At 66.5% G+C, this 20,469-nt stretch carries 15 protein-coding genes; 10 read left to right on the forward strand and 5 right to left on the reverse strand.

All coding sequences use genetic code 11. The annotated features are described in order from the left end of the window. Positions 1-152: 152 nt before the first annotated feature. Positions 153-1,634 carry a flavin-containing monooxygenase gene (locus tag G6N48_RS05120; RefSeq protein ID WP_085268791.1) on the reverse strand — a complete coding sequence of 494 codons (1,482 nt, stop codon included), beginning with the start codon at positions 1,632-1,634 and terminating at the stop codon, positions 153-155. A 258-nt stretch (positions 1,635-1,892) separates the two neighbouring features. Here G6N48_RS05120 and G6N48_RS05125 point away from each other — a divergent pair, with 258 nt between their 5' ends. From G6N48_RS05125 to G6N48_RS05135, 3 genes are all read left to right on the forward strand, one after another. Further along, positions 1,893-2,111 (forward strand): hypothetical protein, encoded by a 219-nt coding sequence (locus G6N48_RS05125; protein WP_085268790.1) that lies wholly within the window; start codon positions 1,893-1,895, stop codon positions 2,109-2,111. A gap of 146 nt (positions 2,112-2,257) precedes the next feature. Further along, positions 2,258-3,433: a cytochrome P450 gene (locus G6N48_RS05130; RefSeq protein ID WP_085268789.1), complete on the forward strand. Its 1,176-nt coding sequence runs from the start codon at positions 2,258-2,260 to the stop codon at positions 3,431-3,433. A 1,021-nt stretch (positions 3,434-4,454) separates the two neighbouring features. Beyond that, the gene (locus G6N48_RS05135; protein WP_232066754.1) at positions 4,455-5,537 is read left to right on the forward strand and encodes a cytochrome P450; all 1,083 of its coding nucleotides are present in this window, start codon (positions 4,455-4,457) and stop codon (positions 5,535-5,537) included. 305 nt (positions 5,538-5,842) lie between these two features. Here G6N48_RS05135 and G6N48_RS05140 read toward each other — a convergent pair whose 3' ends face one another. Further along, positions 5,843-7,558 carry a sensor domain-containing protein gene (locus tag G6N48_RS05140; RefSeq protein ID WP_085268788.1) on the reverse strand — a complete coding sequence of 572 codons (1,716 nt, stop codon included), beginning with the start codon at positions 7,556-7,558 and terminating at the stop codon, positions 5,843-5,845. Between the two features lie 403 nt (positions 7,559-7,961). Here G6N48_RS05140 and G6N48_RS05145 point away from each other — a divergent pair, with 403 nt between their 5' ends. Beyond that, positions 7,962-9,152 (forward strand): diguanylate cyclase domain-containing protein, encoded by a 1,191-nt coding sequence (locus G6N48_RS05145; protein ID WP_161494199.1) that lies wholly within the window; start codon positions 7,962-7,964, stop codon positions 9,150-9,152. A gap of 15 nt (positions 9,153-9,167) precedes the next feature. Here the strand turns inward: G6N48_RS05145 and G6N48_RS05150 are convergent, their stop codons facing one another. After that, the gene (locus G6N48_RS05150; RefSeq protein ID WP_085268786.1) at positions 9,168-9,392 is read right to left on the reverse strand and encodes a hypothetical protein; all 225 of its coding nucleotides are present in this window, start codon (positions 9,390-9,392) and stop codon (positions 9,168-9,170) included. A gap of 481 nt (positions 9,393-9,873) precedes the next feature. On the opposite strand from G6N48_RS05150, the gene G6N48_RS05155 reads away from it, so the two are divergent. Beyond that, positions 9,874-11,505, forward strand: coding sequence for a PPE domain-containing protein (locus G6N48_RS05155; protein ID WP_085268785.1), 1,632 nt, complete (start codon positions 9,874-9,876; stop codon positions 11,503-11,505). Between the two features lie 279 nt (positions 11,506-11,784). Then, positions 11,785-12,861: an AurF N-oxygenase family protein gene (locus G6N48_RS05160; protein WP_085268784.1), complete on the forward strand. Its 1,077-nt coding sequence runs from the start codon at positions 11,785-11,787 to the stop codon at positions 12,859-12,861. Between the two features lie 9 nt (positions 12,862-12,870). Here G6N48_RS05160 and G6N48_RS05165 read toward each other — a convergent pair whose 3' ends face one another. Next, positions 12,871-14,211 (reverse strand): aldehyde dehydrogenase family protein, encoded by a 1,341-nt coding sequence (locus tag G6N48_RS05165; protein ID WP_085268834.1) that lies wholly within the window; start codon positions 14,209-14,211, stop codon positions 12,871-12,873. 163 nt (positions 14,212-14,374) lie between these two features. Between G6N48_RS05165 and G6N48_RS05170 the strand changes: the two genes are divergently transcribed. From G6N48_RS05170 to G6N48_RS05185, 4 genes are all read left to right on the forward strand, one after another. After that, a complete protein-coding gene (locus G6N48_RS05170; RefSeq protein WP_085268783.1) occupies positions 14,375-15,325 on the forward strand; it encodes an alpha/beta hydrolase in 951 nt (316 codons plus the stop codon). A 136-nt stretch (positions 15,326-15,461) separates the two neighbouring features. Then, the gene (locus G6N48_RS05175; RefSeq protein WP_085268833.1) at positions 15,462-16,070 is read left to right on the forward strand and encodes a TetR family transcriptional regulator; all 609 of its coding nucleotides are present in this window, start codon (positions 15,462-15,464) and stop codon (positions 16,068-16,070) included. A gap of 235 nt (positions 16,071-16,305) precedes the next feature. After that, positions 16,306-16,740, forward strand: coding sequence for an MmpS family transport accessory protein (locus G6N48_RS05180; protein ID WP_179969849.1), 435 nt, complete (start codon positions 16,306-16,308; stop codon positions 16,738-16,740). Then, positions 16,737-19,637 (forward strand): MMPL/RND family transporter, encoded by a 2,901-nt coding sequence (locus G6N48_RS05185; protein ID WP_085268781.1) that lies wholly within the window; start codon positions 16,737-16,739, stop codon positions 19,635-19,637. Before G6N48_RS05180 ends, G6N48_RS05185 begins: the two co-directional genes overlap by 4 nt. 30 nt (positions 19,638-19,667) lie before the next feature. Here the strand turns inward: G6N48_RS05185 and G6N48_RS05190 are convergent, their stop codons facing one another. Continuing rightward, positions 19,668-20,450, reverse strand: a complete 783-nt coding sequence (locus G6N48_RS05190; protein WP_085268780.1) for an SDR family oxidoreductase — start codon at positions 20,448-20,450, stop codon at positions 19,668-19,670. Positions 20,451-20,469 lie beyond the last annotated feature (19 nt).

Here is a 20,469-nt window from a genome sequence, read left to right on the forward strand (position 1 = left end):
TCGGTCGAAATAACCCGCCTGCCTACACTTGACGCTGCGCGCGCGGCGGGCAGTCACCGCTTTACAGCCTACCCGCGGTGTGTAACGCAATCGTTCCAGGCCCGGCGGATTTTCGCCAGCGGTGGCCCGCTCTCACGCCATCGTGCTCGACCTCAGGCGATCGTGTAGTCGTCGAGCGGGAAGGTCGATGCCTCCCGCACCGCATTGCGTGTGGAGGTCGGCCGCAGTAGCGCGGCCTCGCCGCTGGGGTTGAAGTAGTACGACCGTGACGTCGCGCAATCGCCCCAACGGAAGACAGAGTCCCCCAACGACCGGGTCATCCGATCGAGAAACCGGGCATTCGCCTGTTCGGTTACCTCGAAAGTGGTTGCGCCCCTGCGCTTGTACTCGCCGAGCAGCCGGTCCATGTGCCGCATCTGATACTCGATGGTGTTGAAGAACGACAGTCCCGAGAAGCCGTACGGGCTGACCAGGTTCAGGTAGTTGGGGAACCAGGGAATCGTTATTCCCTGGTAGGCCTGAAATCTGTTCTCGCGCCACCACTTCCCCAGGTTTCGACCCTGGCGGCCGATCACCTCGACGACCGGGAAATTGGCGTCCCACAAGTCGAAACCCGTTGCCAGGACGAGGACGTCGACGACGTCCTTCTCACCGTTGGCGGTGACGACGCCGTCCGGATCGATCCGCTCGATCGGATCCGTCCGCAGGTGCACGTGCGGCTTGTCGAAGGCCGGATAGTAGTGGTTGGACCAGGTTGGGCGTTTGCAGCCGAAGTCGTAGTCCGGCGTCAGTTTGCGGCGTACTTCGGCGTCGCGGACCGTCACGAACCGGCTGACCGCGGCCACGTCACCGCCGTCGACGCCCAGACGGCGGAACTGCCGATAACGCAGCGCGCTCAACGTGATCAGCTCGAAGAAGGTGTCGGTCACCCAGCGGAAGAGGCGCTGCGACAACGGCAGTCGCGAAAACAATTGCTGTATCGCGGCGGGAAAGGGAAAGTCGATTTTGGGAACCGTGTGGATCGCGGTGCGCTGGTACACGGTGAGCTCGGCGGCCTGTCTGGCGAGTTCCGGGACGAGTTGCACCGCGCTGGCGCCGGTCCCGATCACCCCGACCCGCCGCCCCGCGAAGCGGCAACCCTCGTCCCACGCGGCGGTGTGGAAAACCTTCCCGCCGAAGCTCTCGATTCCGGGGAGGTTCGGGACCCGCGGCTGGGACAAAAAGCCGGTAGCGGTGACGAGGATGCTGGTCTGCAGCCTCCGGCCGTCGACCAACGCCACCTGCCAGAGGTGGGCGTCCTCGTCCCATCGGGCGCCTTCGACTGTCTGGTTGAACCGCATGTGGCGGCGCACGTCGTACTTGTCGGCGACCTGCTCGGCGTAGCGTTTGAGCTCGGCCCCCGGCGCGAACAATCGCGACCAGCGCGGGTTGGGTTCGAACCAGTACGAGTAGGTGGTGGCCGGGACGTCGCAGGCGACGCCCGGATAGCGGTTCACGTGCCAGGTGCCGCCCAGGTCGGACTCGCGGTCAAGGATCACGAAATTCTCGTACCCGAGGCGCTTGAGCTGGATCGCTGCGCCGATGCCCCCGAAGCCGGCGCCCACGACGACCGCCTCGAAAAATTCCGTGTCCACATTTGGCTCCGTGTTCACAAGCGACCCGGTCTTCCTGTGGTGCGACTCTAGCCGTGGTCACCACCGCCATCCACCTCCCCGATGACGGCCCCTCCCCGGGGAGCCGTCAGGGGCCACGCTCGTATCGCATTCCGTCACGGTGACGTTTTCACAGCAAATTTCAAGCCTCCGGGCGGTAACCTCATTTCGTGAGTGCAAAGAAAGACGCGGCGTAACGACCGTCGTTCTGATGTAGGACGTTCCCTCGCCGAGTCCGCGATGCTGTATTCAGCTGCGATTCTTCTCACCGCCGGGGCCCTGGTGGTCAGCGGGGCCACCGCTCGCGCCGACTCGCAGTCCCCGGCCCCCAGGCCGCCGTGGGATGCACCCAAATGCCTCACCTTCGACGGCCAGCCGCCGCGCCTGAACTACCTGCCGTGTGGCTGGACAACCGATGGCAAGCGGTGGACTCCGCCGCCGTCCCCACCCGACTCGTGAAGCAACGAACCGCGTGGTGGACACCTTGATCGGCACGGGCCGACCGGAACGCTGAGTTGATGGGTCCGCGCGTCACGGGCATTATTGGCGTGCCATCGCGAACAGGTGACATCTAATAGCGCAGGATCACGCGGAGTTCTGAACGCATGAGCACCCTCGGCGAAAGCCAGCCGGGCACATTCCATCTGCCGCGGCTTCAGTACTCCGGCCTGCCGATGGCCGCGGACCGAGGCCTCGGGTGGAAAACGTTACGGGACGCCGGGCCGGTGGTGTTTATGAACGGCCATTACTATCTGACGCGCCGCGAAGACGTGCTGTCGGCGCTACGCAGCCCCAACCTCTTCTCGGCACATCTGGCGCTGCAGACGCCCGGCAACCCGGTGCCCGTGGTTCCTCTCGCGTTCGACCCTCCCGAGCACACCCGCTACCGGCGAATTTTGGAGCCGCACTTCAGCCCGCAGGCCGTGAGCACGTGGCGACCCGCACTGGAGCGCAACGCCGCGGACATGATCGCGGCCCTTGCCGGCCGAAATGCATGCGAGGCGATGGCAGATCTCGCGCGCCTCTACCCGTTTCAGGCGTTCATGGACCTCTACGGATTGCCGATGCAGGACCGCGATCGCGTGATCGCCTGGAAGGACGACGTCGTGGCAGGCCGGTCCGAACTCGGCCAGGGGTACGCGATGTTGGCGTACCTGAGCGACGCCATCCACGAACGCCGGCGACACCTGGGCTCGGACCTGTTGTCGCAACTGATCGTCGGGAGTGGCGATCACGGCGCTCTGAGCGACCTCGAGCTGCTCGGCAGCATCCTCCTGCAGATCCTGGCCGATTTGGACGTGGTGGCGGCGGCGATCGGCTTCTCGCTCTTCGAATTGGCGCGCAGACCGCAATTGCGCGAACAGCTTCGCGAGCAGCCGGCGCAGACCAGGCTTTTCGTCGAGGAGATCGTGCGCCTCGAGCCGTCGGCACCCGTGCTTGCCCGGGTGACCACCGACTTCGTCAGCGTGGGGGGCATGACACTTCCACCAGGCACGCCGGTGCGGTTGTGCATCGCCGCGATAAACCGCGACGGCAGCGATGCGATGTCGACCGACGACCTGGTGATGGACGGAAAGGTGCACCGACACTGGGGCTTCGGCGGCGGTCCGCACCGCTGCCTGGGTTCCCACCTGGCGCGTATCGAACTCGCCGTGATCGTCGACGAGTGGCTCAAGCAGATCCCCGACTTCGAGACGGCACCGGGCTATACCCCGGAGATCGAGTTTCCGTCGATGGCTTTCGCACTCACTTCGCTGCCGCTGAGGTGGGGCCGCGCGTAACGGAGCTAACCGCGTGGCGATAACCGCGCGGGCCCATCGATCATGGTTGATCGGGCCTTGCCGGTCGCCGGAGACATAGCCCCGGCAGCCGGCGGCAATCACTGTCGACTCCGAATGCGCAGGGCGGCCACTCCGCGCCCCGGAATTTTGAGGATATTCACAGCTCGCCGCGCTTGCCACCGAAGTATGGCCTTGTAAAGTCCTGCCACTGTGGGCCTTCGGAGCGATGGCGCGACTCGACGACGGCGGCTGGTCGTCGCGGTGTTTGCGGCCCTCAGCGTCTTCGTCGCCCTGATCGCAGGGTCCTCATTGCGTCCTCAACTGGCCGCGAGCGCACTGCCCGAGCCGGCCGTGTGGACTCACCAGATCGCCGGAGCACCCACGCATCTCAGCCCGGTACAGCCCGATGCCATGAGCCATCTCAGTGGTCGCATCTCAGCGGGCTCCACGCCACTGGACAAGAAGCCCTTCCACAGCATGTGGATGACGCGGGGTCGTCCGACGAGTTGGGAGTGGTTGTCGCCAACCGCGGACTGGTCGGTGTTGCCGATGTCGTTTGCCCCGTCTCGATGTGAACCCGGCGGTACCCATTCGGCCGCTGCCGTGCCCGCCGTCGGCAACCTGTTGGCCGAGTTCTGCCTTCTTCGCTGCTGATCGGTCATCAACTCGCACAACAGACTTCGATCGCGTACGCGCCGTCGGCGCCCGGCCGCAGGTCGAACGATGTCCGCTTGATGCTGCCTAGCGGTTCGCAGCCCTAACCGGCCGAGCCACGGTTTCACATAACACGACGCCCTCGGGTGTCGTTGTCTCCTGCCTACCCCGAGATCCTTCGAGGAACACCCATGGGTGCATGCACGACTTTCACCGTCCGACCGTCGCGCGCCAACGCCAACAGGGTCAGCGCATGACTTCCGGTGCGCAAAAAGCCAATTACGGTCGCCTCGACTCGAATCGCCCCCTCGGCGAAATCGAGACCACCACATTCCATTTGCCGCGACTGGAGCATTCGACGTTGCCGATGGCCGCTGATCGCGGCGCGGGATGGAAGACGTTGCGCGACGCCGGGCCGGTGGTGTTCATGAACGGCGCCTATTACCTGACTCGCCGCGAGGACGTGCTCGCGGCACTGCGCAGTCCCAACCTCTTCTCAGCGCACTTGGCGTTGCAGCCCCCCGGCAGTCCCGTTCCGGTGCTACCCTCGGCCTTCGACCCGCCCGAGCACACGCACTACCGCAAGATCCTGCAACCGTACTTCAGCCCGCAGGCCTTGGCGGCGTGGCGACCTGTGCTGGAGCGCCATGCCGTCGACATGATCGCCGCTCTCGCCGATCTGGGTGAGTGTGAGGTGATGGCAGACTTCGCCCGCCTCTACCCGTTTCAGGCGTTCATGGACATGTACGGACTGCCGAGGGAAGACCGGGATCGCGTGATCGCCTGGAAGGACGCCGCGGTGGCCGGCAAACCCGAAGGGAACGAGCTGCTGACGTATTTCGCCGACGCGATCCAACAGCGCCGCCAGACTCCGGGTTCCGACCTGTTGTCCCAAGTGATGACCGGTCCGGGCGACCTCAGCGACATCGAGCTTCTGGGCATGAGCCACCTCTTGATTCTGTCCGGCCTGGACACCGTCGCCGCCGCCATCGGCTTCTCGCTCCTCGAACTGGCACGCAGACCGCAACTGCGCAAACAGCTGCGGGCTGAACCGGAGCAGACCAGGGTTTTCATCGAGGAGATCGTCCGGCTCGAGCCTTCGGCGCCCTTGGCAGCCCGGGTGACCACCGACTTCGTCGACGTGGGCGGCATGACACTGCCCCCGGGTACCCCCGTGCGGTTGTGCACTGCCGCGATCAACCGCGACGGCACCGACGAGATCTCCACCGACGACCTGATGATGGACGCAAAGGTGCACCGCCACTGGGGATTCGGAGGTGGACCGCATCGCTGCATCGGGTCTCACCTGGCGCGCATCCAACTGGCCATCGTCGTCGATGAGTGGCTCAGACAGATCCCCGACTTCGAATTGCCGGAAGACTACTCGCCCTGCATCAACTATCCGTCGAAAACTTTCGCGCTCACATCGCTGCCGTTGACATGGGCCTGACCGGACATCGCGATCGCGATGACCGCGTCGGACTTGCCGAACGTCCCTCGTCTCAAGCGGCCTCCGACGCGGGAGCCGCCACGACAGTCACCTCGGAGTGCACGTTGTCGCAGGACGCACATCGCACTTCGTACTCGAGCTTGTTCTGACCGCGGTCCAAGAACCGGTACTCGGCCCACGCCGCGCACCGCGGGCACCGTGCGCGACCACGCTCCACCGCCATCAAATCCGTGTCCCTTCACCCAAGTTCAACGCAGAGATACCCATTCTGGATGCGGTCCAATCGTCGCCGGTGGACCATTGCCCTACCCCAGGAAGTCGTACGGCGCCTCGTGGCGCCGCTCAGTCCGCATGGTGAAGTGGCGGGTGGCTTGGCCCGTGGTCTTTGCTTGGTACATCGCGAAGTCGGCGTCGTGCAGGATGTCGGTGGCATCGCGCTGCTCGTCCGGCCCGACCGCGACCACCCCGATGCTGGCGCCGATGCGGGCGTGGTGGGTGATGCTGTCACTTTCGCTGGCGATGACGATCGGTTCGCGCAGGGACGCGTGCAACCGTCTGGCGATGTGGTCGACCTCGGCGCGTTCGATCGGGGCGGCCAGCAGCGCGACGAATTCGTCGCCGCCGACGCGCCCGACGAAATCGTTGGGCCGCAGGGCTTTGCGGAGACGCTGCGCAGCGACCTGCAGGACGGTGTCGCCGGCGTGGTGTCCGAGCGCGTCGTTGATGCTCTTGAACTTGTCGAGGTCGATGAACAACACCGCCCCCAAGCGGTGGTCGTCGGCTTCGATCGCCTCGGTGACCAGCGTGAGGATGTGGCCGCGATTGGGCAGCCCGGTGACGAGGTCGTGGTTGGCCTGATGGGCGAACCGCTGGCGTGCGTTGTGGTGTTCGGTGATGTCGGTGAACGACACCAGCACCGGCGAATTGGCGCGGTCACCGGGATCCAGCGGCGCCCAGTTCACCGACAGCCAGATGCGCAGCCCGTCCCCGAGCCTGTCCACCCCGTAGATGCACCCCCGCCTGGGGCTACTCGTCAGCGTCTGCAGCACTGGACGCTGATCCGGACTGAGCAGCTCGCCGTCACTGTCGTAGACCGGCATCGACGCCACCTTCGCGAACTCGACAACATCGACTCCCGTCGTCGGCACGTTGAGGATCCGCAGGGCCGCCGGGTTCACGAATTCGACGGCGCCGTCCGCGGCGATAACCACGACGCCCTCCTCCAAACACGTCACGACGGTTTGGAAGTGCTGTTCGGCACGTCGCAGCGCGGTCTGGTCGGCGCACAGCACCACGTAGCCGTCGTCCATCCGGGACACCGATACCCGGACAGCGAGGGCCGAGCCGTCGGCGGCCTGATGAGTGGTGTGCACGACTCCCCCGCCGACGACGATCTGCGCCAGATCCACTTCCGCGCCAACCGCTTCGTTGACGGGCAAGCCGAGCGCTTGCGCGGCGGACCGGCGGTAGATTCCCTCCGCCGCCGGATTCCAACTGGTGACTTTGCCGTCCGGCGTCGTCGCGATGATGGCGTCACTGACGTGGGCGACCAGGGCCGCCTCGAATCGTAGATCCGCCTCGACGGCCTTCTGCGCGCTCAGATCCCGAAAGATGACCTGGTGAGCCGGCTTGCCCTGCCAACAGATCCGGGCCGCCACCGCCTCCACGGCTTGAGTCGTTCCGTCCAACCGGACGATGACCAACTCGGCCGGCGGTGTCGTGTCACCCTCGTGATGGCGAGCGTCGATTCCAGCCTGCACCGCGTCGACGAAGTCCGGGTGCACGAAGTCGATGATCGGGCGCCCCAGAAGCTGGTCGGCGGACTGGGCCCCCACCTTCCGCACCAGGGTGTCGTTGACGTAGACGTGGCGCCCGTCCGCGTGGACGCAAATCGCGACCGGACTGTGGTCGACCAACCACCGGTACCGCTGTTCGACCTCGTCCACCCGCGGCTCTTCACCGGCCGCCGCGGGACCGGCCTGGCGATCCGCGACCGGCTCCTCCCCGAATTGCTCCTCCACGCGCCCATCAGCCTAACCGTCGGTGACACGCTCGTTTGCTGCTCAGTTGATCACAACAATTATCAGCGTGGCAAACATGCGCTCGTCAAGGTAGCTTGACGCAGCCGCAAGGGCGACGACCCACGCTGAGGTGCCGACCAGCAACACGTCCCCCGCCATCCGCCCGGCGAAAAGCGGCGCGCAAACCCACGGCAGCCGCGTTCGCCGGACACTGTGAAATGTGACGTTCGGCGGCGCGCAGCGCACCTCGATGTTGCGCCTCTTACAATCGGCAGGCGCCGCTTCGCAACCGGCGACCAGCTAACAGCCCAAGGAGAACTGCCGGCATGAGCACGGGGTCCCCATCGACACGTGACCGCGACGCGCGACCCGGTGCGGCGCGGTTGCGATGCCGTCCGTGGGGATGAGCCGGCTGAGTGACGCGCTCATCGCCGTGGACATCGAGGGCAACGTCACGGCCTGGAGTCACGGCGCGCGCATACTGTACGGCCAGGTGGCCGAACACGTGCTCGGCCGCCCGCTCAGCGCCGCCGTGGGCGCCCCGGTGGACCTCGCGGCCATCGTGGCTTCGGGCGCCGGTTCGGGCGAGACACACTTCTCGGCCGACGGCGCACCACTGCCCGTCCGGATCTCGGCCATGCGGATCGACGGCGGCTACGCGGTGGTCAGCGTCGCCGACGGCACCGACGAGCAAGCCCAACAGCGTTTTCGGGCACTCCTCAATTCCCTCGAGGTCGGCATCATCGTCGTCGGCGCCGACGACGGCATCGAGTTCAGCAACCGCGCCGCCGGGCAGATCATGGGCATCAGCCCCGCACAGCTGATCGACATTCGGCGCGGCGAGCACGCCATCGACCTGCCCTTGTATGACAAGAACGACAACGTCATCGGGCACGGCGCTCATCCGCTGACCCAGATCCGCAACTCCGGCAAGGACTTCGGCGGCGACGTCGTCGGCTTCGACACGGTAGGCGAAAAGCGGGTCTGGGTAAGGGGATACAGCCACCTGCTGAACCCGGACAACCCGCGCCATTCGGCGGTTCTGTTCAGTTTCGTCGACGTCACCGACTACTTCGACGCGGAACGGCGACTGCAGCGCGAGGCCATCTACGACAGCCTGACGGGGTTGCACAACCGGGGCTACGCGCTGCGGCGGGCCGCCGAATCGTTGACGGAGAGCTCCCAACCCGATCTGGCCGCGGTGCTCTTCATCGACCTGGACAACCTCAAGCTGATCAATGACAGCTACGGGCACCTCATCGGCGACGAGGCGCTGCAGACGTTGGCCCGCCGGCTCCAGGATGCGGCCAGGCCGACTGACGTGGTGGCGCGCGTCGGCGGCGACGAATTCCTGGCGCTCCTGCTCGCGCCGATCAACAGCGAATGGATCGACGTGCTGGCCAACCGCTTCCACACGGCACTCGAACAGCCCGTCGACATCGGGGCGGCAACCATCAAGTTCTCCGCCAGCATCGGGATCACGACTCGCGAACCCGACGACCCGCGCACATTGCCGGAGTTGTTGCGCGATGCCGACGCGGCGATGTACCGGGCCAAGGCAAGCGGGCCGGGCAACACGGTTTACCACCGGTAGACCGGCCGCCGATAGTCACCACGCGAGCACGCTCAGGGAGGGCTCGCCCGGGCCGTCGTCGTCGCCGTCGTCATCCTCGTCGTCGTCATCGTCGAGGTTGTGCCCCGGCAAAGCGTGCCGATCGGCGTCGTCGCGCGGGGACGTGACGGCATCGGGAACCGAATGCAGGTGGCGACCCGGGGCATCACGAGTGGTCGGGTCAGCGGCGGCGCCCGCCTCAGGCGGATCAGATCCGTTCATCGCGACTCCTCGAGGGCCGGTAATTTGGTGGCCTCAGTCTGTCGGGGGGCAGCCGACGACGCCCGCGTAGTCCACTACTCGTTTTTCCGCCGCAGCCGTCGTCGCGGGCGCTCGACGGCAAGCCGTGTTTGGGGCGGCTTCGCGGAGATACGGCGCGCTGATGCGTTGTGAGCGTGGCCCTTTGACTTCGCGTTCGGTTGTGATGTGGCCGGCGCCTGGATGGACAGCGACTCGGGCACGGCATCTGTTAAATCGCGTGATGCGGAACTATCCTGGTCCATTCCCCGTATCTGCTGACTTTGAATCCTCTTATTCACTTATCCGCGGATTGGGCATCCGGGTAGAGTCGGGTCCGCGGACCGCGTTCGGCCACGCGGTGTTCGCATCGGGTTGGCGGTGACGGAGACGGTTGGGGATTCCGTTCGAATGGACATGCGGTGAAGCCCGGGGGGCAACGGCGTTCGACGCGGTGGTTGCGGCGATGACGGCGCCGATCTGGATGGCGCTCCCACCGGAGGTGCATTCCGCGCTGCTGTCCAGCGGGCCGGGGCCGGGCCCGCTGCTCGCGGCGGCCGGCGCCTGGGACTCGTTGAGCGCCGAGTATGTGTCGATAGCCGACGAGCTCGCCGCGCTGCTGGGTGCGGTGCACGCCGGAGCGTGGGAAGGACCCTCAGCCGCTCAATACCTCGGCGCGCATGCGCCTTACATCGCCTGGCTGCTGCAGGCGGGGGTGGACAGCGCCGCGATGGCCGCGCGACTTGAGGCGGCGGCATCCGCATTCGCAGGGGCGCTGGCCGCCATGCCCACGACGGCGCAACTGGCCGCCAACCACGCAGTGCACGCCGTTTTGGTGGCGACGAACTTCTTCGGCATCAACACCATCCCGATCGCCCTCAACGAGGCGGATTACGCACGGATGTGGGTCCAGGCCGCCGAGACCATGACCGCTTATCAGGCGGCGTCCACTGCTGCGATTACCGGCGCCCCGCAGAGCACGGCGGCACCCCAGATCATGAAGACGAGCACGAGCAACATGGGCTCCGGGATGGGCGGCATGGGCAACATGCCGTTCATGATGGGCACCGCACTCCCGAGCGACCTCGACCAGTGGCTGCAGGCGATCTTCCCGTTCAACCCTTTCTCGTCCTTTCCGCCGCCGCTGCACCCCAGCTTTTCGATGTTCGTTCCGCGGGTCGAGACAATGATCTCGGCGTATTCGAACAGTCCACCGCAGCTGATCGAAGCCCTGGTGATGCTCGGCACCCAGTTCGTCGTTCACCGGACGCTGGTGTTGATCAACCTGCTTTACAACTTCCCGCAGCTGCTGACCTTGCCCCTGCCCGAGTTGGCCTACGCCGTCCAGCCGGTGGCCGAGTTGACGGTGATCCCCGCAGTCGCGGCGCCGGCGATCGCACCGGCGGCAACCGGTGGCTTCGCCGGACTGGCGGGACTGGCCGGCGTGGCAGCGCCGGTGCCGGTTCCCGCAGCGGCGGCGCCGATACCCGCGGCCGCCGCGCCCGGCGCACCGGCGGCGACGGCGGCCACCGCCGCCGGCGCCTCGCCCGTGGCCCCGCCGTCGTTGGCGGCGCACGCCCCCACTGCTGTTCCCCCGACTGGCGCCCCGCCACCGACGCCGGTGGGGGGCGCGCAAGGAGCGACGAGCACGCAGGCCGTCGTCAGCCCCTATCTGGTCGGCATCGCTGCGGCCGGGTCGAGTTCGCCCATCCGTGGCGGCACCGACCGGCGCCCATCGAAACCCGCCGCGCAACCGGCGGTCACGACGGCAGCGGCCACGGCGCAGGCACCGACGCGGCGGCGACGGGTGCTCCCCAGGCGGATCGACAGGGGCTACCGCTACGAGTTCTTGGACTCAGATGCCGCGTCCGATTCCGCGGATGCCATGCCGCCGGACGCCACCGACGATCCTGCGCCCTCGTCGCCGGCCTCCGACCGAGGGACGGGAGCACTGGGCTTCCCCGGCATCGCCCGCGCGGGCGGTGCCGCGGGGGCGGCTGGGTTGGCGTCGCTCGCCGGCGACGCTTTCGGTGGTGGCCCGACCGTTCCCATGGTGCCCGGGAGCTGGCAATCGGGATCCGGCGACGCGGAACGGTGATGCTGGGTGGCCGACGTGATTTGGCTCATTTCGGGTCCGGCGCGGCCGTTTACGCAGGGAAGCCGGAGTCTGGGTACGGTATATTCACCGCGATGGGTCAGGCAGTGGCCCACCGAGTTTGCCAGCCGAAGGGGTATGCGGCGGTCGTTGAGGCCAGGGGCACGCACGCGGCGGACGCCCCGCCTCTTCGGTGCTCGCCGTGGACGATGTTGTCGACGGGTCGCAGTGCTCCCGAAGCGACCGCACGCCCACTCGTCAACCTCAAGGGGAAGGCGCCGCATGGCCAGGACGCGAATGTTCCAGCGCTGGCGCCGGAACATGCAAGTCCTCGACGACGCCGATTACGTCGACGCACTGGCCACATTGTCCGATGGCTCGGTGCGGCGAAACTTCAACCCCTACACCGACATCGACTGGGAATCACCCGAGTTTGCGGTCACCCGCGACGATCCGCGGTGGATCCTCCCGGCGAGCGATCCGCTGGGCCGCCACCCCTGGTATCAGGCGCAGTCGCAGGAACGCCAGATCGAGATCGGGATGTGGCGCCAGGCCAACGTCGCGAAGGTGGGCACCCACTTCGAGTCGGTCCTGATCCGCGGCCTGATGAACTACACCTTCTGGGTCCCCAACGGGTCACCCGAATACCGATACTGTCTGCACGAGTCGGTTGAGGAGTGCAACCACACCCTGATGTTTCAGGAGATGGTCAACCGCGTCGGCGCCGACGTTCCGGGACTGCCCCGAATCCTGCAGTGGGTCTCGCCGTTCCTGCCGCTGGCCGCCGGGCCGCTGCCGGTGTTCTTCTTCATCGGCGTGCTCGCCGGCGAGGAACCCTTGGACCACACGCAGAAAGACGTGCTGCGCGAGGGCAAGTCGCTGCACCCGATCATGGAGCGGGTGATGGCGATCCACGTGGCCGAGGAAGCCCGGCACATCTCGTTCGCCCACGAGTACCTACGCAAACGGCTGCCGGAGCTCTCCCGGCCGCAGCGATTCCTCATCTCGCTCTACACCCCGTTGATCATGCGAGTGTTGTGCGAGGCGATCACGGTGCCACCCAAGGCCTTCTGGGAGCAGTTCGAGATCCCGGTTGAGGTCAAAAGGGAGCTGTTCTTCGGTTCGCCGCAGTCGCAGAAGTTGCTACGCGACATGTTCGCCGACATGAGGATGCTCGCCTATGACACCGGGCTGATGAACCCGGTCGCCCGGGTTCTGTGGCGGCTGTTCCAGATCAACGGCAAGCCGTCGCGGTATCGCAGCGAGCCGCAACGCCGACGCGTGGCCGCACTGCCGGGCAGTGGAGCGATGCCGCCGGCCGACGCGACGGCGTACGTAGCCACGGGCGCGGGCAACTGATCGCCGCCGTCACCCCGGTGGGGACCAGTGCACCACCTTCATGGCGGTCATCTCGTCGAGAAGTTCCGGGCCGAACCCGAACCCGGTTCCGCTGGCGCGGCGGGGCTCCGCTGCGCCGCCGGGCGCACCGCCGAACACGGCGTTGATCTTGACGGTGCCCACCGCGAGCCCGTGCCACGCCTCCTGCGCGTTGGCCATGTCTGCCGTCAGTACGGTCGCGGCCAGACCGTAACGGTCGTCGCCCGCCTCGACCAGTGCCGTCGCGAAGTCCGGCACCACCCGCACCGGCGCGATCGGTCCGAAGGTCTCCTCCCGCATGACCAACATGTCCGGTGAGCAATCGGTCAGCACCGTCGGCGGGTAGAAGGAGCCCGCACCCGGGCGGGGTTCGCCGCCGATCAGGACGTGCGCCCCGTGCTGAATCGCGTCCTCGACGTGGGAGTGCACGTGCTCGCGGTGGCGCTCGTCGACCAGCGGTCCGAGGCGGTCTGCCCAGGACGCCGCCTCGTCGACCAAGGCATCGACGAACGCATCGGCCACCGAGGGCACGACGTACACCCGCTCCACCGACGTGCAGATCTGTCCAGCATTGGCGAAGGCGCCCAGCGCCGCCTGCCCGGCCGCCCAGTCCGGATTCACGTCGGCGTCGACGATCAGAGCGTCGTTCCCGCCATTCTCGAGCAGCGCCTTGGCGCCGCGGGCCGCGCACGCCTGCGCGATCTGCCGGCCGGTCGCGCTGCTTCCCACGTGCGCCACGACGTCGACGGACTCCGACTCCGCAAGGTGGGCACCCACCGTTGCGTCGCCGTCGACGATCTCGAGCACACCCCACGGCAGCTGGCCCGCGAGCAGTTCGGCGAACCGCCTTCCGGTCTGCGGGCACCGCTCGCTCGGCTTGTGCACCACGGTGTTGCCCGTCACGAGCGCCGCGCCGAGCAACCCGGCGGCTACCGCGACGGGATCGTTCCACGGCGTCAGCACTGCCACCACACCCCGCGGCTGCGGCACCATCAGATCGGTGGCCGACCACGCGCCCTGCAGGGTGCGACCGCGGTGCAACGGCCCGAGTTGCGCGTACTGCAACAGCGTGTCGATTCCGGCGTCCACGCCCCCGCGGGCGTCCCCGCGCAGCTTCCCGGTCTCCCGTTCGTTGAGTTCGGCGAGCTCGTCGGCGGCGGCGCGCACATCGGCCGCCGCCGCCGCTATCGCGGCGGCACGGTCGGCGGGCGACGTGCGGGCCCACGCTCGCGCGGCATCCGCGGCGCGGCCGACCGCCGCATCGCAGTCCGCGGGCTCGGTCACCGGCACCTGCGTGACGGTGTCACCGGTGCGGGGATCCAGGACGCTGATGATCTTGGTGAGGGCCGAAGACACGCCACCGGTTACCCCCTCAATCGAGCGCTCAATCGGGCCGCCGGGTTTGCGTCAGCGGCGTCGCGGCCTACATGGACGAAATGGACATCGTGTATGGTCAGCGTGCGCAACAGATGCGCAGTGAAGTCTCGAGGCTCCGATGGCAGATCCCCTCCCCCGCAACGCCTTCACGTCGTCACAGGCGCTGGATCCTGCTCTGCGCAACGCCGCACGGTTCGCGCCGCACGGGTACGCGCTGCACCGCGGCTACAAGGTCCAACGGGCCTTGATGCGTCTCCTGGCTACCGCCGCACGGCTGCGCGACGTGCCGGTCGTCGCGATCGACCGGCACGTGAGCGTGCGCCTGCACCGTCCGCCGGGGCTCACCGAACCGGTGCCGGCACTCTTGTGGATCCACGGTGGCGGCACGATCATGGGCCACGCCGCTCAGGACGACAAATATCTGCGCAAGCTCTCCCGTCGCACCGGCGTCGCGATTGCGGCGGTGCAACACCGACTGGCCCCCGAACACCCGTACCCCGCTCCGGTCGACGACTGTTATGCGGCGCTGCTGTGGCTGGCGCGACAGCCCTGGGTGGACCCGGGCCGGGTGGCGGTGGGCGGAGCCAGCGCCGGGGGACATTTCGCGGCGGCGGCGGCGCAGCGCGCGCACGACCGTGGGGAGGTCAAGCTAGCCTTCCAGATGCTGGTGTACCCGATGCTCGACGACCGGACCGGCGCCGGCGGCAACGGCCCCCGACGCTTCATGTGGAGCGAAAGGGACAACCAGATCGCGTGGCGGTGGTACTTGAACGGCGCGGACCCCGCCGCGGCCGCCCCGGCTCGCCGGAAGGAGCTGACGGGTCTGCCGCCCGCGTGGATCGGCGTCGGCACGCTGGACCTGTTCTACGAGGAGTGTCTGGAGTACGCGCGACGGCTGCGGGCGGCCGGTGTCGCCGTCCACGAGGAGATCGTTCCCGGTGCCTTTCACGCGTTCGACCAGATCGTCGACAAGGCGCCGGTGTCGGTGCGGTTCTTCGCCAGCCAGTGCGAGCACCTGCGCGCCGCGCTTAGCCCGCAGGGCGGGGAGCCACGGCTTATTGGCACCTAACCGGTTGTGCCGCAGCCTTATTCGAGCTGCCGTCGCAGCCCGGTGGTGGACCGAAGCGGTGGCGACAGGTGTGAAGTCCTTCCACCTGTGAGCTCCAATAACTGCAAACTATGCATTTCGTGCAACTATGGACGCCATGGGCAACACCTTGGGCCTGCGCGAGCGACGCCGTCGGCAGACAAGCGCGGACATCCGCGACGCGGCGGTGCACCTGGCCCGAGAGCGCGGCTTCGACAAGGTGACCATCGAGGACATCTGCGCCGAGGCCGGCATTTCGCCGCGCACCTTCTTCAACTACTTCCCGAACAAAGAATCCGCGGTGGCCTACGGCCCGTCCGACATACCGCCGGAGCTGGTCGCGGAGTTCGTGGCGGCGGGACCGGCGCCGTATTCGGTGGTGCTGGCCGAGTTGATCACCCTGGCTGCCCACCATCTGCGCGACATGCCACCGAAGCGCGAACAGGCCGCCTGCATGCTGGAACTGGCGAAGACCACCCCCGCCGTGCTGGCCGCCTTCCTGGCTGACATGGAGCGCTTCCAGAACCACCTGACCGACATGGTCGTCCGCCGCCAGGCAATGCATCCCGACGACGAGATACCGGCGTTGATCTCCGCATTGGCGCTCACGGCGGTGCGCTCGGGCATCGAGCGATGGTCCAGTGGCGGCCCACAGGACGCCGACGACACGCCCATGCCCTACGTCGAGCGGGCGGCCGCGCTCGTGAACAGCATCTTCACGAAGTGATCTAAAACACCGGGGCCAAAAGTTGCATATCCTGCAAAACCTGCACAAGATGTACTGTGCCTCGGGGGCGGCGTTCGGCGAGACCTTGGCAATTTGACGTGTCGTCGGCTTCCGGGGGCGGGACCTACCGGACGCCGAACTCGTTGCGGCACATGGCAGCTCGTGGCTCTCGGTGGTGAATCCCTTGCCCCGGGTCACCACGCCGCCGTGTGCGGCGAGGAAGGGAGTCACCTAGGTGCAGGTATCGAGGCTGGTGCGCAACGCGTGGTTGCCGTTGTTGATCGTGGCGGTGGTGGCGGTGGGCGGCTTCGCCGTGGTCCGGGTCAAGTCATTCTTCGGAGCACACGACACCGGCGTCCTGACCAGCCCGCGACTGGACGAGTCAAAGCCGTTCAAGCCCAAGGTCGTCAAATACGAGGTCTTCGGTTCTGCGAGTGACGCCAACATCAATTACCTGGACCTTTCCGCCGACCCCAAGCGGATCGACAATGCGCCCCTGCCGTGGACGCTGGTGCTCAGCACCACGGCCCCGTCGGTGTTCCCCAACCTCTCCGCGCAAAGCGACGGCGACCGCCTCGGGTGTCGCATCACCATCGACGACGAAGTGAAGGACGAGAACCTGACCACCGGCGTGCATGCCCTGACCTTCTGTTTGGTGAAATCCGCATGAGTACAAAGTTCGACGACGCCCGCACCGACAGCATCCCGGTCGCAAACCGCGAGACGCGGCCCAGGATTCCACGCTTGATCCGCGCTTTCGCCCTGCCGATCGTCCTGGGCTGGATCGCGCTCATCGCGGTGCTCAACGTCGTCGTCCCCCAGCTCGACGAGGTCGGCAAGATGCGCTCGGTGTCGATGGCGCCCGACGACGCGCAATCGGTGGTGGCGACAAAGCGCATGGGCGCGGTGTTCCACGAGTACAAGTCCAACAGCTCGGTCATGATCGTGCTCGAGGGCCAGAAGCCCCTCGGCGCGGACGCCCATGCCTACTACGACCAGATCGTGAAGAAGCTCGACGCCGACACCAAGCACGTTGAGCACGTTCAGGACATGTGGAGCGACCCGCTCACCGGGGCAGGTGCGCAGAGCAACGACGGCAAGGCCACCTACGTCCAGGTGTACCTGGCCGGCAATCAGGGCGAGGCGCTGGCCAACGAGTCGGTCGAGGCGGTTCAGAACATCGTCAAGAGTGTTCCCCCGCCGCCCGGGGTGAAGGCGTATGTCACCGGGCCGGCGGCGCTCTCGGCGGACCAGCACACGGCCGGTGACCGCAGCGTGCAGATGATCACGATGGTGACCTTCACGGTGATCATCGCGATGCTGCTGTTGGTCTATCGGTCGGTCGTCACCGTGCTGCTGACACTGGTGATGGTTGTGTTCGAGCTGGCGGCAGCCCGGGGAATGGTCGCGTTCCTGGGCTACTACAAGATCATCGGGCTCTCGACATTCGCCACGAACCTTTTGGTCACCCTGGCGATCGCGGCCGCAACCGATTACGCGATCTTTCTGATCGGGCGATATCAGGAAGCCCGGGCCAACGGCGAGTCGCGGGAGGACGCCTTCTACACGATGTACAAGGGCACCGCACATGTGGTGCTCGGATCCGGCATGACCATCGCCGGCGCGACCTTCTGCCTGCACTTCACCAACCTGCCGTACTTCCAGACGTTGGGTATTCCGCTCGCAATCGGCATGGTGGTCGTGGTCGCGGCGGCTTTGACGCTCGGTGCCGCGACCATCTCGCTGGCGACGCGCTTCCGGAACGCCCTCGAGCCCAGGCGGACGCAGCGGATCCGCGGCTGGCGCAAGATCGGCGCCCTGGTGGTGCGGTGGCCGGGCCCGATCCTCGTCATGACGATCGGCGTCGCGCTGGTCGGCCTGCTGACGCTGCCCGGTTACCGGACCAACTACAACGACCGCAAGTACCTGCCGGCAGACCTTCCCGCGAACGAGGGCTACGCGGCCGCCGATCGACACTTCTCCCAGGCGCGGATGAACCCCGAGATCCTGATGATCGAGAGTGACCACGATCTGCGTAACTCCGCCGACTTCCTGGTTATCGACAAGATCGCCAAGGCGGTCTTCCGCGTGCCCGGAATCGGTCGTGTGCAGGCGATCACGCGGCCCCAGGGCACGCCGATCGAGCACACGTCGATCCCGTTCCAGATCAGCATGCAGGGTGTCAGCCAGCAGATGAACCAGAAGTACCAAGAAGACCAGATGGCCGACATGCTCAAGCAGGCCGACATGATGCAGTCGACCATCGACAGCATGGAGAAGATGCAAAGTCTGACCCAGCAGATGTCCGATGTCACGCACGAGATGGTCGGCAAGACCAAACAGATGAAAGTCGACATCGACGACATCCGCGACAAGATCTCCAATTTCGAAGACTTCTTCCGGCCCGTCCGCAGCTATTTCTATTGGGAGAAGCACTGCTACGACATCCCGGTCTGCTTTTCGCTGCGGTCCGTCTTCGACACCCTCGACGGCATCGACACCACTGCCGACGACGTCGGGGAACTGATCCCCTTGTTGGAGCGCCTCGACAGATTGATGCCACAGCTGACGGCGTTGATGCCGCCCATGTTGGAAAACATGAGGGCGATGAAAACGACGATGCTGACCATGTATTCGACGCAGAAGGGTTTGCAGGACCAGCAGAACGAGGCCCAGAAGAACTCCGCCGCGATGGGCAAGGCGTTCGACGCCTCCAAGAACGACGACTCGTTCTACCTGCCCCCGGAGACCTTCAACAATGCCGAGTTCAAGAAGGGCATGAAGAACTTCATCTCGCCCGACGGCCACGCCGTGCGCTTCATCATCAGCCATGACGGCGATCCGATGTCCCAGGAAGGCATTTCGCACATCGACGCCATCAAGAAGGCGGCCTACGAAGCGCTCAAGGGCACGCCGCTGGAAGGCTCGAAGATCTACCTCGCCGGCACGGCGTCGATGTATAAGGACTTGAGCGACGGCAACACCTATGACCTGCTGATCGCCGGAATCTCCTCGCTGTGCCTGATTTTCATCATCATGCTGCTCATCACCCGCGGTGTGGTGGCCTCGGCCGTCATCGTGGGCACAGTACTGCTCTCGTTGGGCGCGTCATTCGGGTTGTCGGTGCTGATCTGGCAGCACCTCATCGGCATCGAGCTGCACTGGATGGTGCTCGCGATGTCGGTGATCATCCTGCTCGCGGTCGGCGCCGACTACAACCTGCTGTTGGTGGCTAGGTTCAAGGAGGAGATCTACGCCGGACTGAACACCGGGATCATCCGGTCGATGGGCGGCACCGGATCGGTGGTCACCTCGGCAGGGCTCGTCTTCGCCTTCACCATGATGACCATGGCCGTCAGCGAATTGACGGTGATCGGCCAGGTCGGCACCACGATCGGACTCGGCCTGCTGTTCGACACGCTGATCGTCCGATCGCTGATGACACCATCGATCGCCGCGCTGCTGGGCAAGTGGTTCTGGTGGCCGCAACGGGTTCGGCAACGCCCGGTCCCGTCGCCGTGGCCCACGCCGGCGAAGGCGCGCGAGATATTGAGCCCGGTGCCCTGACCGCGTCGACTCCGCGCCCGTGGCAGCGGTCTACGTGACCCACGCAGGCTGCTCGCCGACGTCGACCGCGGAGAAGTCCTTGTGGCCCAGGCCCGCGGTGGTGCCGCCGTCGACGACGAACTCCGAGCCGGTCGAATAACTGGACTCGTCGCTGGCGAGGTAGACCACGAGGTTGGACACCTCCACGGGCTCGGCGGCCCGGCCCAGCGCGCTCTGGAAGATGTCGTCGGGCACCCACTCGGTCATCGGAGTCTTGATCAGCCCGGGATGGATCGAGTTGACCCGAATCCCGCTGGGCCCCAACTCCAACGCGGCCGACTTCGTCAGCCCGCGGACGGCGAACTTCGTCGCCGTGTACCCGTGGCATGCGATGGTCCCGGCCATGCCCTCGATCGAGGAGATGTTGATGATCGATCCCCGCCCCGCGTCCTTCATCGGTTTGACCACGGCGCGGATGCCCAGGAACACACCCGTGAGATTGATGTCGAGGATCCGCTGCCACTCGGAGAGCGCGTAGTCCTCGATGGTGCCGATGTTGATGATGCCGGCGTTGTTCACCAGCACGTCGAGGCCGCCGAACTCGGCGATGGCCGTCGCGACCGCCGCATCCCAGTCGTCGGGCTTGGTGACATCGAGGTGCACGTAGCGAGCGTCGTCACCCACCTCCGCGGCGACCGCTTTGCCCTCGTCGTCGAGGATGTCGCCGAACACGACCCTGGCCCCCTCGGCCACCAGCTTGCGCACGTGCGAGGCACCCATCCCCCGCGCGCCCCCGCTGATGAGGGCGACCTTGCCCGCCAACCGTTCTGCCACCGTGTTCTCCCGTCGAGTC

The organism is Mycobacterium parmense (assembly GCF_010730575.1).
GTDB lineage: Bacteria > Actinomycetota > Actinomycetes > Mycobacteriales > Mycobacteriaceae > Mycobacterium > Mycobacterium parmense.

What these genes read in the sequence shown, in the direction of transcription:
- G6N48_RS05125 (WP_085268790.1), top strand. Translation starts at nt 1,893, where the DNA reads ATGCTGTATTCAGCTGCGATTCTTCTCACCGCCGGGGCCCTGGTGGTC.
- G6N48_RS05130 (WP_085268789.1), top strand. Translation starts at nt 2,258, where the DNA reads ATGAGCACCCTCGGCGAAAGCCAGCCGGGCACATTCCATCTGCCGCGG.
- G6N48_RS05135 (WP_232066754.1), top strand. Translation starts at nt 4,455, where the DNA reads ATGGCCGCTGATCGCGGCGCGGGATGGAAGACGTTGCGCGACGCCGGG.
- G6N48_RS05145 (WP_161494199.1), top strand. Translation starts at nt 7,962, where the DNA reads ATGAGCCGGCTGAGTGACGCGCTCATCGCCGTGGACATCGAGGGCAAC.
- G6N48_RS05150 (WP_085268786.1), bottom strand. Translation starts at nt 9,392, where the DNA reads ATGAACGGATCTGATCCGCCTGAGGCGGGCGCCGCCGCTGACCCGACC.
- G6N48_RS05155 (WP_085268785.1), top strand. Translation starts at nt 9,874, where the DNA reads ATGACGGCGCCGATCTGGATGGCGCTCCCACCGGAGGTGCATTCCGCG.
- G6N48_RS05160 (WP_085268784.1), top strand. Translation starts at nt 11,785, where the DNA reads ATGGCCAGGACGCGAATGTTCCAGCGCTGGCGCCGGAACATGCAAGTC.
- G6N48_RS05170 (WP_085268783.1), top strand. Translation starts at nt 14,375, where the DNA reads ATGGCAGATCCCCTCCCCCGCAACGCCTTCACGTCGTCACAGGCGCTG.
- G6N48_RS05175 (WP_085268833.1), top strand. Translation starts at nt 15,462, where the DNA reads ATGGGCAACACCTTGGGCCTGCGCGAGCGACGCCGTCGGCAGACAAGC.
- G6N48_RS05185 (WP_085268781.1), top strand. Translation starts at nt 16,737, where the DNA reads ATGAGTACAAAGTTCGACGACGCCCGCACCGACAGCATCCCGGTCGCA.